Annotated in this window: 16 protein-coding genes; 9 read left to right on the top strand and 7 right to left on the bottom strand. The window is 70.1% G+C overall.

The genetic code is table 11. The features are described from left to right. The first annotated feature begins 1 nt into the window (after position 1). From ACFWNN_RS31870 to ACFWNN_RS31880, 3 genes are read left to right on the top strand one after another with little or no spacing between them, the layout of a single operon-like run. A complete protein-coding gene (locus tag ACFWNN_RS31870) occupies positions 2-721 on the top strand; it encodes an acetoacetate decarboxylase (RefSeq protein ID WP_382443640.1) in 720 nt (239 codons plus the stop codon). After that, positions 718-1,545, top strand: a complete 828-nt coding sequence (locus ACFWNN_RS31875) for a 3-hydroxyacyl-CoA dehydrogenase NAD-binding domain-containing protein (RefSeq protein ID WP_382443641.1) — start codon at positions 718-720, stop codon at positions 1,543-1,545. The genes ACFWNN_RS31870 and ACFWNN_RS31875 overlap by 4 nt, the downstream gene beginning before the upstream one ends. A gap of 1 nt (position 1,546) precedes the next feature. After that, positions 1,547-2,737, top strand: coding sequence for an acyl-CoA dehydrogenase family protein (locus ACFWNN_RS31880; protein ID WP_382443642.1), 1,191 nt, complete (start codon positions 1,547-1,549; stop codon positions 2,735-2,737). A gap of 15 nt (positions 2,738-2,752) precedes the next feature. Here ACFWNN_RS31880 and ACFWNN_RS31885 read toward each other — a convergent pair whose 3' ends face one another. Next, entirely contained in the window at positions 2,753-3,301 is a 549-nt protein-coding gene (locus ACFWNN_RS31885; RefSeq protein ID WP_382443643.1) for a hypothetical protein, read from the bottom strand. A 4-nt stretch (positions 3,302-3,305) separates the two neighbouring features. After that, positions 3,306-3,704: a molybdopterin-binding protein gene (locus tag ACFWNN_RS31890; protein ID WP_382443644.1), complete on the bottom strand. Its 399-nt coding sequence runs from the start codon at positions 3,702-3,704 to the stop codon at positions 3,306-3,308. Positions 3,705-3,793: 89 nt separating this feature from the next. Between ACFWNN_RS31890 and ACFWNN_RS31895 the strand changes: the two genes are divergently transcribed. Then, a complete protein-coding gene (locus ACFWNN_RS31895) occupies positions 3,794-3,949 on the top strand; it encodes a hypothetical protein (protein ID WP_285630839.1) in 156 nt (51 codons plus the stop codon). A 41-nt stretch (positions 3,950-3,990) separates the two neighbouring features. Here ACFWNN_RS31895 and ACFWNN_RS31900 read toward each other — a convergent pair whose 3' ends face one another. Then, on the bottom strand, positions 3,991-4,953 hold the full coding sequence (locus ACFWNN_RS31900) for an aldo/keto reductase (protein ID WP_382443645.1): 963 nt from the start codon (positions 4,951-4,953) through the stop codon (positions 3,991-3,993). Positions 4,954-5,131: 178 nt separating this feature from the next. Between ACFWNN_RS31900 and ACFWNN_RS31905 the strand changes: the two genes are divergently transcribed. Then, a complete protein-coding gene (locus ACFWNN_RS31905) occupies positions 5,132-6,067 on the top strand; it encodes a polyprenyl synthetase family protein (protein ID WP_382443646.1) in 936 nt (311 codons plus the stop codon). 473 nt (positions 6,068-6,540) lie between these two features. Here the strand turns inward: ACFWNN_RS31905 and ACFWNN_RS31910 are convergent, their stop codons facing one another. Then, entirely contained in the window at positions 6,541-7,446 is a 906-nt protein-coding gene (locus tag ACFWNN_RS31910; RefSeq protein ID WP_382443647.1) for an NADP-dependent oxidoreductase, read from the bottom strand. A 132-nt stretch (positions 7,447-7,578) separates the two neighbouring features. Between ACFWNN_RS31910 and ACFWNN_RS31915 the strand changes: the two genes are divergently transcribed. Then, a complete protein-coding gene (locus ACFWNN_RS31915) occupies positions 7,579-8,835 on the top strand; it encodes a LuxR C-terminal-related transcriptional regulator (protein ID WP_382443648.1) in 1,257 nt (418 codons plus the stop codon). Here the strand turns inward: ACFWNN_RS31915 and ACFWNN_RS31920 are convergent. Further along, complete coding sequence (locus ACFWNN_RS31920; RefSeq protein ID WP_382443649.1) at positions 8,832-9,170, bottom strand: iron chaperone; 339 nt, start codon at positions 9,168-9,170, stop codon at positions 8,832-8,834. The genes ACFWNN_RS31915 and ACFWNN_RS31920 overlap by 4 nt on opposite strands. A 136-nt stretch (positions 9,171-9,306) precedes the next feature. Here ACFWNN_RS31920 and icmF point away from each other — a divergent pair, with 136 nt between their 5' ends. Beyond that, positions 9,307-12,513 (top strand): fused isobutyryl-CoA mutase/GTPase IcmF, encoded by a 3,207-nt coding sequence (gene icmF, locus ACFWNN_RS31925; RefSeq protein ID WP_382443650.1) that lies wholly within the window; start codon positions 9,307-9,309, stop codon positions 12,511-12,513. On the opposite strand, the gene ACFWNN_RS31930 is transcribed toward icmF, so the two are convergent. After that, positions 12,510-13,190, bottom strand: coding sequence for an MOSC domain-containing protein (locus tag ACFWNN_RS31930; RefSeq protein WP_382443651.1), 681 nt, complete (start codon positions 13,188-13,190; stop codon positions 12,510-12,512). The two genes, icmF and ACFWNN_RS31930, sit on opposite strands and share 4 nt — an antisense overlap. A 1-nt stretch (position 13,191) precedes the next feature. Further along, positions 13,192-13,626 carry a nuclear transport factor 2 family protein gene (locus tag ACFWNN_RS31935; RefSeq protein ID WP_382443652.1) on the bottom strand — a complete coding sequence of 145 codons (435 nt, stop codon included), beginning with the start codon at positions 13,624-13,626 and terminating at the stop codon, positions 13,192-13,194. A 117-nt stretch (positions 13,627-13,743) separates the two neighbouring features. Here ACFWNN_RS31935 and ACFWNN_RS31940 point away from each other — a divergent pair, with 117 nt between their 5' ends. Beyond that, positions 13,744-14,244: a CGNR zinc finger domain-containing protein gene (locus ACFWNN_RS31940; RefSeq protein ID WP_382443653.1), complete on the top strand. Its 501-nt coding sequence runs from the start codon at positions 13,744-13,746 to the stop codon at positions 14,242-14,244. Positions 14,245-14,354: 110 nt separating this feature from the next. Further along, complete coding sequence (locus ACFWNN_RS31945) at positions 14,355-15,512, top strand: hypothetical protein (protein ID WP_382443654.1); 1,158 nt, start codon at positions 14,355-14,357, stop codon at positions 15,510-15,512. Positions 15,513-15,540 lie beyond the last annotated feature (28 nt).

Raw genomic sequence — 15,540 nt, forward strand, 5'->3', positions numbered from 1 at the left:
CATGCTGGGCATCACGCCTTTGAGCGCTCCGGCGTTTCCCGCCGTGCAGCCGCGTTTCTTCGACCGCGAGTACCTGAACATCGTCTACCGGACCGACCCGGAAGCGCTGCGGGCCGTCGTGCCGCAGCCGTTGGCGATCGACGAGCCGCTCGTGCGGTTCGAGGTCATGAAGATGAACGACGTCACCGGCTACGGCCCGTACACCGAGGCCGGGCAGGCGATCCAGGTCGTCTTCGACGGCGAGCGCGGCGAGTACCTGCACGCCATGTACCTCGACAGCTTCGCCGCCACCGCGTCCGGCCGCGAGGTCAGCGCGTACCCGAAGGTCATGGGCAAGCCGACGCTCTACGCCGACAGCGGCGCCCTGGTCGGAACGCTCGACTACGGGACGATCCGGGTCGCCACCGCCACGATGGGCTACAAGCAGTACGACCTGGACATCCGGACGGCTGAGGCGGAGATCACGGTTCCGACCTTCATGCTGAAGACGATCCCTCACTATGACGGAACGCCGCGGGTCCAGGAGCTCGTGCGCACGGAGATCACCGACGTCGTGGTCAAGGCCGCGTACACCGGTCCGGCGCGCCTGCAGCTGTTCCAGCACGTCCTCGCGCCGCTCGCCGACCTCCCCGTGCTGGAGGTCGTCTCCGCCAGCCACGTCATCACCGACCTGACGCTCGCTCCCGCCAAGCCGGTCCACAACTACTTGGAGGAAGCATGAAGACGGCAGTCATCGGCGCCGGCGTGATCGGCCTCTCGTGGGCCCGCCTGTTCGCCGGGCACGGCCACTCTGTCAAGGTCGTCGATCCCCGTCCTGACCTGGTCGTTCCCGACGGCGTGCAGGTCGTCGCGAGCCTGGCGGACGCCGTGCGCGACGCCGACGTCGTGCAGGAGAACGGCCCGGAGGACCTCGAGTTCAAGAAGTCCCTGTTCGCCGAGCTGGTCCGCGAGGCGCCGCAGCACGCGCTGCTGCTCAGCTCTTCGTCCGCGATCCCGTCGACCGCGTTCACCCAGGGCATCGACGGCTCGCGCGTCCTCATCGGACACCCGTTCAACCCGCCGCACGTCATCCCGCTGGTCGAGGTCGTGCCGGGCGAGCAGACGACGGAGGAGTCAATCGCCCGAGCCGTCGACTTCTACCGCGCGCTCGGCCGCACCCCGGTCGTGGAACGCAAGGAGATCCCCGGCTTCGTCGGCAACCGCCTGCAGGCCGCGCTCTCCCGCGAGGCCGCCTACCTGGTCGAACAGGGCGTCGTCACGCCCGCCGACCTCGACACCGTCGTGACGCACTCGCTCGGCCTGCGCTGGGCGACCGTCGGCCCGTTCCTCGGCGCCCACCTCGGTGGCGGCCCCGGCGGGTACCGGCACCTCGCCGAGCACATCGGCAAGTCCATGCGGGGCCTGGAGCTCGGCACCCCCGCTCAAGATCCGGAACGGCTCATCAAGGCCGTGGAAGACGCTTACGGCTCCTCCACGTACTCGGCCCTCGCCGAGACGCGCGACCGCAGGCAGCTCGCCGTGCTGACGGCATTGGAGGAGAACTGACATGAACCGCCTGGAAGACCAGCTCACCGCCGACTTCTACAACTACGAGGCGTTGCTCGGCGACGAGGAGCGCAAGATCCTGCTGAACGCCCGCGAGTTCATGACCACCGAGATCAAGCCGCTGGTCAACGAGAACTGGGCCAAGGGCGAGTTCCCGCACGAGCTGATCGGCAAGTTCCGCGGCGCCGGGCTCACCGCCCTGTCGTACGAGGGCTACGGCGACCACCCCGCCGCCGTCTCGAACCTCCTGACCGGCATGCTGGCGATGGAGATGACCCGCACCGACGCGTCGATCGCCACCTTCTTCGGCGTCCACAACGGACTCGCGATGTACTCGATCTACGCGGGCGGCTCGCAGGAGCAGCGCGACCGGTGGCTCCCGGCCATGGCCGCGATGGACAAGATCGGCGCGTTCGCCATGACCGAACCGCTGGGCGGCTCCGACGTCGCGGGCGGCATGCGCACCACGGCCCGCCGCGACGGTGACGCGTGGGTGCTCAACGGCGCCAAGAAGTGGATCGGCAACGCCACCTTCGCCGACTACGTGATCGTGTGGGCGCGCGACCTGGACGACAACCAGGTCAAGGGTTTCGTGGTGGAGAAGGGCACGCCCGGCTTCGTCGCCGAGAAGATCGAGGGCAAGATCGCGTTCCGGATCGTCGAGAACGCCGAGATCACGCTGACCGACGTCCGCGTGCCCGAAGAGAATCGCCTGCAGAACATCAACTCGTTCCGCGACGTCGCCGAGATCCTGCGCGCGACCCGCGGTGGCGTCGCCTGGCAGGCCCTCGGCGTGATGATCGGCGCGTACGAGCTGGCGCTGGCCTACGCCAAGGAACGTGAGCAGTTCGGCCGCCCGATCGCCCGGTTCCAGATGGTGCAGGACAAGCTGGTGCAGTCGCTCGGCAACATCACCGCGTCGTGGGGCATGCTCGTGCAGCTCGCCCGGTTGCAGGACGCGGGCATCTTCCAGGACGAGCACTCGTCGCTCGCCAAGGCGTTCGTGACCTCCCGCATGCGCGAGGTCGTCGCGTGGGCGCGGGAGATCTTCGGCGGCAACGGCATCGTGCTCGGCTACGACGTGGCGCGCTTCTTCGCCGACGCCGAGGCGATCTACTCGTTCGAGGGCACCCGCGAGATGAACACGCTGATCGTCGGCAAGGCGATCACCGGCGAGAGCGCGTTCGTGTAGGGCCGTCCGCGGACGTCAACGCTGCCAGAGGAACGCGGCCTCTCCGCAGGGCCGGCAGTGGAAGACGTACCCCCGGCCACCGCCGCCGAAGTTGATCGCGGTCCGGTGGTCGCGCCCCTCTTCGAGTTGGGCCGCGAAGGTCATGGGAGCGCTGCAGGACGGGCAAGCGGGCGTCTCGTCGTTCTGCCACCACTCGGGTTCACCACCCAGCCGTCCGAGGACGAACTCCTCGGGCGGCTCTTCGGCGTGAGGCCCCAAGGCGGTCACCGCGCCGAGCAGCGTCTCGCCCTCGGCGGGAACGACGGCCGGTGAGAGCGGAGCGGTGAACAGCAGGGCGCGGTTGCCGCCAGAGGTGGCGTCCCACTCGTCGCACATGCCGGGGTCGTTCTGGCACATGAACACCGCCACCGCGCCGATGTCGAGCGGCAGGTGGGCGAGGAACTGCATGGCGCCACCGCATTCGCGGCACAGGGGCCAGGTGAATCCGTCCGGGACCAGCGGGACCCCGCCGGTGCGCAGAACGGGCGCGTCGGCCGCGGTTTCCCCGCCGTGGACCAGGAACACGGTCTCAGGCCTCGGGGATCTCGACGACCACGTGCGTCGACTTGATCGAGGCCACCGCGACGCTGCCGACCTCCAGGCCGAGCTCGTCCGCCGACTCCCGGCTCATCAGGGACGTGACGCGGAAGGGCCCGGCCTGCATGTCGACCTGGGCCATCACGCCGTCCTTGAGCACGCGCGTGACGATGCCCTTCATGCGGTTGCGGGCCGAGGCGGCCACCGTCGCGCCGGGCTCGGCCACGTCCGTCATCTTCTGCGCGAACTGCGCGAGCTCGGTCCCGCTGACGCCCTTGCGCCCGTTGTCCAGGACCACGGACGCGAGACGGCCCTGGTCGATCCACCGGCGCAGGGTGTCGTCGCTCACCCCGAGCAGCGCGGCGGCCTCGCTGATCCGCAAGTTCGGCACGGACCGAAGCCTAGTCCCGCGTTCGCCCGGAAGCCGGGCGGGTACGGTGCGAACCGCAGGGAACTCTTCAATCCGACAGGTCGTGATGCATGAACGAGTTCAGGGACAACCTCCTCGCCCGCATCGAGCAGGCGGAGGAGGCCACGCGCGTCGCGGTCGAGCAGAAGGACGCGTACGCGGCTGACGTGCACGGGGCCGATCTGGCGAACCTCCGGCGGCTCGCCGCAGAGCACGGAGTGAGCTGAACGTTCGGGGCACCCGGTTCCGCACCGGGTGCCCCTCTTCGTCAGTGCCCGGCGATGCCGCGCGGCTGGTACCCGGACTCGAGGAGCCGCACCTCGTCGTCGGTGAGCTCGAAGTCGACCGAGGCCACCGCGTCGTCCAGCTGTCCCGGCTTGGTCACACCGACGATCGGCGCCGTCACGACCGGGTTGCGCCGCAGCCACGCCAGCGCGACCTGCGCCCGGGACACGCCCCTGGCCGCCGCGACCTCGGCGACCGTCTCGACGATCTCGCGGTCGGAGTCGAGGTAGAGGCGCTTGCCGAACTCGTCGGTCTCGGTGCGGGCGGTCGAGGAGTCCCAGTCGCGCACCAGCCTGCCGCGGGCGAGCGGGCTCCACGGGATCACGGCGATGCCCTGGTCCGCGCACAGCGGCAGCATCTCCCGTTCCTCCTCGCGGTAGACGAGGTTGTAGTGGTTCTGCATCGACACGAACCGAGTCCAGCCGTGCTGCCGTTGCGTGAACAACGCCTTCGCGAACTGCCACGCGTACATGGACGACGCGCCGATGTACCGCGCCTTGCCGGACTTCACGACGTCGTGCAGCGCTTCGAGCGTCTCCTCCAGCGGCACGGTCGGGTCGAAGCGGTGGATCTGGTACAGGTCCACGTAGTCGGTGCCGAGGCGGCGCAGCGAGTTGTCGATCTCGGCGAAGATCGCCTTGCGGGACAGGCCGAACCCGTTCGGGCCCTCGTGCATCCGGTGGTGCACCTTGGTGGCGAGCACGATCTCGTCGCGCTGGGCGAGGTCCTTGAGCAGCCGGCCGGTGATCTCCTCGGAGGAGCCGTCCGAGTAGGTGTTGGCGGTGTCGAAGAAGTTGATGCCGGCGTCGAGCGCGGCTTTCACGAACGGCCGGGACTCCTCCTCCGGCAACGACCACGGGTGGCCGCCGCGCTTCGGATCTCCGTAACTCATCATGCCGAGACAGATCTCGGACACGTCCATGCCCGCGAGCTTGGTGTACCGCACGGTCAGCCCCTCAGGAAAACGACGATCACGGTCGGGTGATGGTGACGACAGCCCGTTCAACATCAACCTAGTCGCGCTCGCCGGATAGTGCCTCTCTTCGACACGACAGTGGTGTTCGCGCCTGTTCGCCTGAGCTGCGGGTTTAGCGTCGTTTTCCCGGGGTCTGAGAGGAAAGCGCATGACGAGCATCGACGTGGCCGCGCCGCCGCAGGACGTGCAGGCCCGCACCCGCGCCGCGGTGGCTCCGCTGGTGCGCGCGGCGCTCGACGAACTGCCCGGCGAAACCCGCGAGGTGGTCGAGCACGCCCTGGCGTCCCAGGACTTCTCGACGGCCGCCCTGGTGCAACTCTCCGCCGCCGCCTTCGGCGACGACGACGTGGCGCTCATCGCGGTCGCACTGGAGTTCGCCGACGTGCACGAAAAGCTGCACGCGGACCTGATGCACCGCACGGGCGCGCGCGAGGTGTTCGGCGCCGACCGGACGGTCTCGGCCGCCGACGCCCTCCTCTCCCTCGCCTGCGCACGCCTCACCAAGCCGGGCGTGATGCTGCTGAACGTCGCGCTGATGTCCGTTGTGGACGGTTACGTCCAGGAGATCGGCATGGACGAGGACGCCTCCGCGGACATGGCACAGCACCTGGGCGTGGCGGCGGCGAAGCACAGCTCCCTCCCCGCGGCGGCGTGCGAACTGGGAGCCCTCGCCGCCGGCGCGACCGCGAGCCAGGCAGCACACCTGCGGCAGTTCGGCGACGACCTAGGCCTGGCGCGCAAGCACGTGGACGACATCCGGGGCATCCACGACGACCTGGCCTCGGGACGGCGCACGCTCCCGGTCGTGGTGGCGATCAACGCGGGCGTGGAGGTGGACGGCCCCGACTCGCACGCGGCCGTGGTGGCGGCGGGCGGGCTGCGGTGGTGCGAACAGCAGGCCGAGCTGTTGCTCGCGCGCGGCCTGAACCACCTGCGGCAGTGCACGCCGCAGGCCGTCGCGGCGGGGGAGTTGGCGGGCCTGGCGAGGAGGGTGACGACGGACCGGCTGGTCGCCGTCGTGCCGTCGCAGCCAACGGCCCCGGCCGAACCGGCCGCCTCCTCGCAGCCAACCGCGCCGGCCTAGCTGACCGCTTTGCCGGCGACGGCACCCGCGGAGCCGACCGCTCGTGTGAGACGACCGCCCTGCTTGGCCAACCGCCCCTGCTTGGCCAACCGCCCCTGCTTGGCCAACCGCCCCTGCTTGGCCAACCGCCCCTGCTTGGCCAACCGCCCCGTCCAGCCGACCGCCCCGCCGGGCCGACCGCCTTCCGCAGCCGACCGCACCCGCCTAGTCGACCGCCTGCTGGCGGCACTTGCGGAGCTGGCCGTTTTGCTCAGCCGACCGCTCGACCGGGCCGACCTCTCGGCTGAGCCGACCGCTCTGCTTAGACGACCGCCCTGCTTGGCCAACCGCCCGCCAGCGACGGCACCCGCGGAGCCGACCGCCCTGCTTGGCCGTCGCTTCCTTGGAACCGACCGCATCCGCCGAGCCGACCGCCCCTCGCAGCTGACCGCTACCCCCTGGCCGCCGCTCTCCCGACCGACGCCTCCCGACCGTCACTCCTCCGGGCGCAGCACGACCTTGCCCGCCGCGTGCCCGGACTCGACCAGTTCCTGCGCCTTCGCCGCGTCCGCCAGCGGCAGGCTCGCCGCGATCCGCACCGCGAGCTTGCCGTCGGCGGCGAGGCGCGCGTACCCGGCGAGCTCGTCCCCGAACGGTCCGCTGCGGCCGGACGAGAACGGAACGCCCAGGTCCGCGGCTGCCGGGTCGGCGATCGTGACGATCCGGTCGGTGCCGCCGCGCAGCTCGATCGACAGCGGCAGGTCGCCCTGCCCGGCCGCGTCGTACACGGCGTCGACGCCGTCCGGGGCGGCGGCGCGGACTCGGTCGCCCAGGCCCTCGCCGTACGCGACCGGGGTGGCGCCGAGCGAGCGCAGGTAGTCGTGGTTCGCGGGGGAGGCGGTGCCGATGACCTTGGCGCCGCGGGCGATCGCGAGCTGCACGCCCACCGCGCCGACGACTCCCGCCGCGCCGTGGATCAGGAGCGTGTCGCCCTCGCCCACCTCCAGCAGGTCGAGGACGCGGGCCGAGGTCTCGACGGCAGTGGGCAGCGCGGCGGCCTGGTCCCAGTCGAGGGTCGCGGGCTTCGGGGCGAAGTCGGTGGCCAGGGCGTGTTCGGCGTAGCCGGCGGTGACCCAGCCGAGCACCTCGTCGCCTACCTGCACGCCCGTGACGCCCTCGCCGACCTCGTCCACGACTCCGGCGGCCTCCAGGCCTGGGACGGCCGGGAACGGCGGCGTCATCTGCGGGAACCAGCCATTGCGGATCTTGTGGTCCAGCGGGTTGACCGCCGCCGCGACCACCTTCAGGCGCACTTGGCCGGGGCCCGCGTGCGGGGCGTCGGCCTCGCCCAGGCTCAGGACCTCGGGACCGCCGTGCGTGGTGTAGCTGATCGCCTTCATGGCTGACTCCTTCATTTGGTTGACGTATCAACACTAACGATCCAGCTCGATCACCTATGCCCGTACTTCGGCTAGTTCGCCCTAGTCGAAAGACCAGCCGGCTGCCCGGCCTGCGGGGTTACGCTCGGTCTCATGGACCTCCAGACCGCCGCCGCCCTGATCCAGGCGCCGCTGGGCGAGACGCTCCAGCGCGTGTCCGAGGCGCTGGCCGCGGACATCCCGCACGTGGCGATCGCGGAGCTGTCCAACTGCTCGTACGCGCCGTTCAAGTTCCGCGGCGAGTCGTCAGGGCCGTCCGTGACGATCGCCGACCTCGCCGCGCTGCGCTCGCAGGTGCCCGCGCGGGGGAGTTGGCAGGGCCGCGCGGTCGTGGGGGAGACCGAGATACCGGTGGTGGTGCTGGTCAGCGCGATGTCCGAGCCCAGCGCGATGCTCGTGCTGCTGCGCGACGACGACGTACCGGTGCCGTCGCACGTGCTGACGGTCGCCAACGCGCTGTGGGATGTCGTCACCTCGCACATGGAGGGCATGCGCAACGAGGCGGTGCCCGCCACTCTCGCCGTGTCGCGCGCCGCAGCAGCGGCACGGGCCGTGGCGATCTCCGACCTCGGCGACGTCTACGGCGCCGCGCTGACGGCGTTGCTCGGTGTGCTGCGCGATCGCGACGTCGCCGACTCGGGAGCCCGGTCGCGTGCCGTCGACCTCGCCGTGACCGCGCTGGTCGAGCTGCGGGCGCGGGCCGACCTCGACCGCGCCCAGGTCGAGGAACGGGCAGGTGACGCGTTCGAACGCCTCGCCGAGTCGCTGCGCCGGGTGCTGCGCGGCCGGGACGTGCGGCTCGACCTCGGCCCGCCCGGTGCGGAGGAGGGCGCGGACCGCGTCGTGCCGACCGAGGTCGCCTCGACGGCCGCGGCGGTGGTCCGGTCGACCGTGCACGCGATGCTGGACGACCAGGGCGGGGTGAGTCGCGTCCACATCGGCTGGAAGATCGCGGGCGCGGTGCTGCGCGCGACCGTCCGCGACAACGGTCCCGGCACCCTGTCGTGCGGCAGTCTCGACGTGCGGCGGGTTCCGGAACGGCTCGGGCCGCTCGGCGGTGAGGTCGAGGTCGACGCCGTGCCCGGCTGGGGTGCGACGGTGACGATCCACGTGCCGCTCGGGCCGCCGGAGAACCCGCGCGAGGACCCGTTGACCGTGCTCGGCGCGCGGGAGTTGGAGGTGCTCGGGCAGCTCGCGCGTGGCCGCCGCAACCGCGACATCGCCGGTGAGCTGCACATCAGCGAGTCGACGGTGAAGTTCCACGTCGCGAAGATCCTGGAGAAGCTCGGCGTGGGGTCACGCGGCGAGGCCGCCGCGCTCGCGCACGAGTGGGGCGCCGCCTCGCGCTAGATCTCGCTCAGCCGGTGCCGGACCAGGTCGCGGACGACGTCGTCGGGCAGCGGCCGGTCCGCCGTGAAGCGGATCGTCCCCTTGGACAGCGAGTAACCAACCAGTTGGTCGCGTACGGCGTCGATCGCGGCCGGGCTGAACGGGAACACGGCCAGGTGATCTTTCGCGGCCTTGAACCCGAGCAGCGGCTTGCCCCGCACCCGCAGCGCCGCCATGCCGTAGCTCGTGCCCTGCTCCGCGGCGGGCGCGAGTTCCTCCGCCAGCACGCGGATCCGGGCGAACGCGTCCCGCGACGACGCGTCGAGGCTCGCGAAGTAGTCGTCGACGTCGGTCATGCCGGGCACGCTACCTGCGCTGAGTGCTCCGCGAGCGAACCTGTGGCCGGTGGCGGGATCATGTCGTTCCTGCTCGATACAGAGACCTGGACCACGCTCGGTTGCACGTCCAATAGTAGGAAGTCAAACTATTCTCATGGCGACCACTCTGCACAAGCCGGCGAACCCGGTGCGCTTTGTGACCGCGTCCAGCCTGTTCGACGGCCACGACGCGGCGATCAACATCATGCGGAGGATCCTGCAGTCGCAGGGCGCGGAGGTCATCCACCTCGGGCACAACCGGTCGGTCGCGGAGGTCGTCAACGCGGCGATCCAGGAGGACGCGCAGGGCATCGCCATCAGCGCGTACCAGGGCGGCCACGTCGAGTACTTCTCGTACCTGGTCGAACTGCTGAACGAGCGCGGCGCCGGGCACATCCGCGTCTACGGCGGCGGGGGCGGCGTGATCGTCCCCGAGGAGATCGAGCTGCTGCACTCGCGCGGGGTCGCGCGGATCTTCTCGCCGCAGGACGGGCAGACGATGGGGCTCGCCCGCATGATCAACCTGATGATCGAGGAGTGTGACCACGCGCTCACCGCGCCGTTCAGCCACGACGCGCTGCTGACGGGTGCCGACGAGGCCCTGGCGCGCGCGATCACGCACATCGAGGCCGGCACCGCCGAGCCGCTGGAGACCACCCGCAAGGTGCCGGTGCTGGGCATCACGGGCACCGGTGGTTCCGGCAAGTCGTCGCTGACCGACGAGCTCGTGCGCCGGTTCCGCCTCGACCAGCAGGACAAGCTGCGCATCGCCGTGCTCGCCGTCGACCCGACGCGCCGCCGTGGTGGTGGCGCGCTCCTCGGCGACCGCATCCGGATGAACTGCCTCGACGGCGACCACGTGTTCTTCCGCTCGCTCGCCACGCGCCGTGCGGGCAGTGAGATCCCGGACGGCCTGGAGCAGGCCATCGTGGCGTGCAAGGCTTCCGGTGCGGACCTGGTCATCGTCGAGACGCCCGGTATCGGTCAGGGCGACGCGGCCATCGTGCCGTTCGTCGACTTCTCGCTGTACGTGATGACGCCGGAGTTCGGCGCCGCGTCGCAGCTGGAGAAGATCGACATGCTCGACTACGCCGACGCCGTCGCCATCAACAAGTTCGAACGCCGCGGCGCCGAGGACGCACGCCGCGACGTCGCGCGTCAGATGGTGCGCAACCGTGAGGCGTTCGGCGTGAAGTGGGAGGACATGCCGGTCTACGGCACGTCCGCCGCGACGTTCAACGACGACGGCGTGACCGCGCTGTACCAGTTCCTGCGCGACGGCCTCGTCGATCACGGCCTCGCCGTGGAGGACGGCACCCTCGTTCCGGTGTCCGGCAAGACGTCGACTTCGGCGTCCACGGTCGTGCCGGCGTCGCGCGCGCGTTACCTCTCGGACATCGCCGACACCGTGCGCGGCTACCACCGCAAGACCGACGAGCAGGTCCAGGCCGTGCGCACGCACACGCAGCTTTCCGCCGCGCAGAAGGCGTTGGAGGCCGCGGGCAAGGGTGTCGAGGACATCGCCGAGCTCGCGTCCGACGCCGAACGCAAGGTGGAGCGGTCCAGCACCGACCTGCTGACGGCGTGGCCCGCGACCGTCGAGCAGTACTCCGGCGACGAGCTGGTGTTCAAGGTGCGGGACAAGGAGATCCGCACGTCGCTGACGCGCGAGACGTTGTCCGGCAATCAGGTCCGCCGCGTCAGCCTGCCGCGCTACGACGACGAGGGCTCGCTGCTGCGGTTCCTGCGCAAGGAGAACCTCCCCGGCTTCTTCCCGTACACCGCGGGCGTCTTCCCGTTCAAGCGCGAGGGCGAGGACCCGGCGCGCATGTTCGCGGGCGAGGGCGACGCGTTCCGCACGAACCGCCGCTTCAAGTACCTCTCCAAGGGCAACCCGGCCACGCGACTGTCCACGGCGTTCGACTCGGTGACGCTCTACGGCCGCGACCCCGACACCCCGCCGGACGTCTACGGCAAGATCGGCACGTCCGGCGTCTCGATCGCCTCACTGGACGACATGAAGGCGCTCTACGACGGCTTCGACCTGGTGGCGCCCACGACGTCCGTGTCGATGACGATCAACGGCCCGGCGCCGACGATCCTCGCGTACTTCCTGAACACCGTGATCGACCAGCAGGTGGGCGTCTTCACGGAGAAGGAGGGCCGCGAGCCGTCGGCGGAGGAGCACGCCCAGATCAAGGCGTTCGCGCTGGCCAACGTCCGCGGCACCGTGCAGGCCGACATCCTCAAGGAGGACCAGGGCCAGAACACCTGCATCTTCTCCACGGAGTTCTCGCTGCGCATGATGGCGGACATCCAGGAGTGGTTCATCCAGCAGCAGGTGCGCAACTTCTACTCGGTGTCGATCTCGGGCTACCACATCGCCGAGGCCGGGGCGAACCCCATCAGCCAGCTCGCCTTCACTCTCGCCAACGGCTTCACCTACGTCGAGTCGTACCTCGCGCGCGGCATGAACATCGACGACTTCGCGCCGAACCTGTCCTTCTTCTTCTCCAACGGCATGGACGCCGAGTACAGCGTCATCGGCCGGGTGGCGCGGAGGATCTGGGCCGTGGCGATGCGCGACCGCTACGGCGCTCAGGAGCGTTCGCAGAAGTTCAAGTACCACGTGCAGACCTCAGGTCGTTCGCTGCACGCGCAGGAGATGGACTTCAACGACATCCGCACGACGTTGCAGGCTCTCTGCGCCCTGTACGACAACTGCAACTCCTTGCACACCAACGCCTACGACGAGGCCATCACCACCCCGACCGAGTCGTCGGTGCGCCGCGCGATGGCCATCCAGATGATCATCAACAAGGAGTGGGGCCTCTCCGCCAACGAGAACCCGCTGCAGGGCTCGTTCGTCATCGACGAGCTCACCGACCTCGTCGAAGAGGCCGTGCTGATGGAGTTCGACCGCATCTCCGAACGCGGCGGCGTCCTCGGCGCGATGGAGACCGGCTACCAGCGCGGCCGCATCCAGGACGAGTCGATGCTCTACGAACAGCGCAAGCACGACGGCTCGCTGCCGTTGATCGGCGTCAACACCTTCCTGCCTGAGGACGGCACGCGCGAGGTCGTGAAGATCGAGCTCGCCCGCGCCACCGAGGAGGAGAAGGAGTCGCAGGTCGACCGCACCCGCGCCTACCAGGCCGCGCACCGCGACGAGGCCGCACGGGCGCTGGCCCGGTTGCGGGAGGTGGCGCAGACGGACGAGAACGTGTTCGCGGTGCTGATGGACGCGGCCCGCGTGTGCACGCTCGGCCAGATCACCGAGGCGTTCTTCGAGGTGGGCGGCCAGTACCGCCGCAACATCTAGACGGCGTAGGGCCGGCCGACGATCCACCCGCCGACGTGCGCGGGCAGTTCGTCGGTCGGCACCACCTCGACCGGGTCGCCGACGTTCACCACGCCGGACCGGATCACCCAGCTGTCGAGGCACAGCACGCCGCCGAACTCGTGCCGGATGCGCCGGTGCACGTCCAGGTCCTGCGCGCCCGTGTCGGGGTCGATCGTGGTCACCACGCACCGGGCGCGCTTCTGGTACATCCCGATCACCACGTCCCCGACCACCAGGGCGTGACCGGGCCAGGTGTCCTCGACTCCGGCCTCGACCCCGCCGATCAGGATGTTGGGCCGCAACCGCCGGACGTCGACGCCCGCGGCCGCCACCTGCCCGTCCGTCGCCACCAGCACGTTCAGCACGTCGAAGCGCTCCGGCCCGGCGTAGCGGGTCAGCCTTCCGCCGAACGGGAGCACCTTCTCGTGCGCCTGCCAGCTGTCCCACGGGTGCCCGTCCACCAGCGGCCCGTCGGGCCCGGTCGTGGCGGGGATCGTGAGCAGCCCGTACCGCGTGCGCCCGGTCAGCACGCCCCGTGGTCCCTGCACGTGCACCAGCCGGTCGCCCTCGACGCCGTCGGAGGTGAACACCGCCTGGTCCAGGGGCTCGCCGCCGAGCGACTTCACCGGGTAGCGCCACAACGCCTCGACGTGCACGTCACTCCGCCGGGATCTCGTCGGTGGACAGGGGGTCGACGCGCCGTTCCGACTCGGCGATCTTCACGTCGTTGATGCTCGCCTCGCGCCGCGCCATCAGGCCCGACTCGGCGAACTCCCAGTTCTCGTTGCCGTAGCTGCGCCACCACTGGCCCTCGTCGTCGCGCCACTCGTACTGGAAGCGCACGGCGATGCGGTTGTCGCTGAACGCCCACAGCGACTTGCGCAGCACGTACTCGTGCTCGCGCTCCCACTTCTTCGTCAGGAACGCCACGATCTCGTCGGTGCCGTGCACGAACTCGGACCTGTTGCGCCACACCGAGTCCGGTGTGTAGGCCCCGGCGACGCGCACGGGGTCCTTCGTGTTCCAGGCGTCCTGGGCGGCCTGCACCTTCAGGCGGGCGGTCTCGGCGGTGAACGGGGGCACGAGTTTCACGACGATCCTTCCAACGGTTGGGCGACGTTGTAAACGTTAGAACGAAGACCTAACGGATGCAAGCCTGTGTTACCGTTAGGCGTGCTGACGCCCGACGAGCCCCGTCCGGTCCTGTTGATGAACACCATCTGGGCCAACCGGTCGCACCTGCACGACGACCTGACGACTGTCGGTGGGCTTCGCGAGTTCCTGGGCGTGCCGGCCGACGAGGCCGATCTGGAGGCGTTCCTGGAGCTGCGGCAGGCGCTGCGGGACCTCGCCGCCGTCGTCACCGAGGACACCCGTGAGATCGCGCAGGGGCGTGACCTCGAACGTGCGGTGGTCGCGGTCAACCGTGCGGCGCGCAGCGCGCGGCTCTGGCCGCAGCTGACCGTGCGGGACGGCGAGTTCTTGCGGCACAACGAAAGCGAGGGATCACTCGCGGATCGTGAACGGGCCGCGATCGCCGCCGAGGCGGTGGAGCTGTTCACCGGCGAGGACCGCGTGTTGTTGCGCGCCTGCCACGCGCCGGGCTGCGTGCTGTACTTCGTGAAGGACCACCCGCGCCGCGAATGGTGCTCGCCGTCGTGCGGCAACCGGGTCCGCGCGGCCCGCCACTACCGGCGCAACCGGGGGTGAATCCCCTGGTCCGAACGGGTTTTCCTGATCAGCGGGGGTAAACATGAGCCGCGCCGGTTCCGATTAAACGGACAACAGGTTGGGCGCGTTTTGTGTGGTGGTGATCCGTGATGTCCCGAGAATCCGTGCCAGGTCACGACATCAGCTATCACCTCGTCTGTTTCGACGAGACCGGCAACGAGCGGGGGCGCGACAGCGCGGACGTGCTGTACGACGCCCGCCGAGGCGTCACCGACGTCTTCTTCTTCATACACGGGTGGAACGGCGACGTGCCGGCCGCCCGCTACCAGTACGGGCAGTGGGTCCGCACCATGGCGGACTGCCGCGCCGAACGTGAAGCCGCACACGGGCTTCCGGGCGGCTTCAAGGCGTTGCTCGTCGGGCTGCACTGGCCGTCCAAGGCGTGGGGCGACGAGGACGTGCGCTCGGACGAGTTCATCAAGGCGCAGGCGAACCGTCTCGGCGGAGGCGCCGGGCGCACGGCCGCGGTGCGCACGATCGTCGAGGCCGCGCGGCAGCACCCCGGCTGGATGTCGGCCGCCGTCAAGCAGGCCTACGACTACCTGGAGGGCTCGGTGCCCGACCTGCCGGGCGAGGACGGCATGGTGTTCGACGCCGAGCAGCTCTACCGCGCGTGCCTGGAGGACCCGGCGCTGGGCGGCATCCTGTCGCCGTTGCGGATCCTGACGTTCTGGAAGATGAAGCGGCGCGCCAAGGTCTTCGGCGAGAGCGGCGCCGCGCGGATCGCCCGGGACGTCGCGCAGGCCGCGCCGTCCGCCCGCATCCACCTGATGGGCCACAGCTTCGGCTGCATCACCGCGACCGCGATGGCGAACGTGGTGCCCGCCGCGACGCTGACGCTGGTGCAGGGCGCGATGTCGCTGTGGTCGTTCGCGGAACGGCTGCCCGGCGAACCCGGCTCCGGCTACTTCCGCGGCGTGCTGGCCCGCGTGCCGGGCCCGATCATCGTCACCACGTCGTCGAACGACTACGCCATCGGCCGCTTCTATCCGCTGGCCGCGCGCTCGGGCCGTCAGATCGACCTCGACTCGTACCCGAAGTACGGCGGCATCGGCTCGCACGGCGTGCAGGGCACGTACGCACACGGCCACAACATCGGATCTCCCGGCGAACTGTCGCGCGGGCAGGTGCACAACGTCGACTGCACGTCCGTGATCCGCCGCATCGACGGAATCGCGGGTGCCCACAACGACATCTGCCACCCGGAACTCGCGCGGCTGCTCTGGAAGGCGGTGCTGGCCAGGTAGGGATGTCCGTTTTCAGAAACACGCGTTT

The organism is Lentzea sp. NPDC058450 (genome assembly GCF_042721395.1).
Taxonomy (GTDB): domain Bacteria; phylum Actinomycetota; class Actinomycetes; order Mycobacteriales; family Pseudonocardiaceae; genus Lentzea.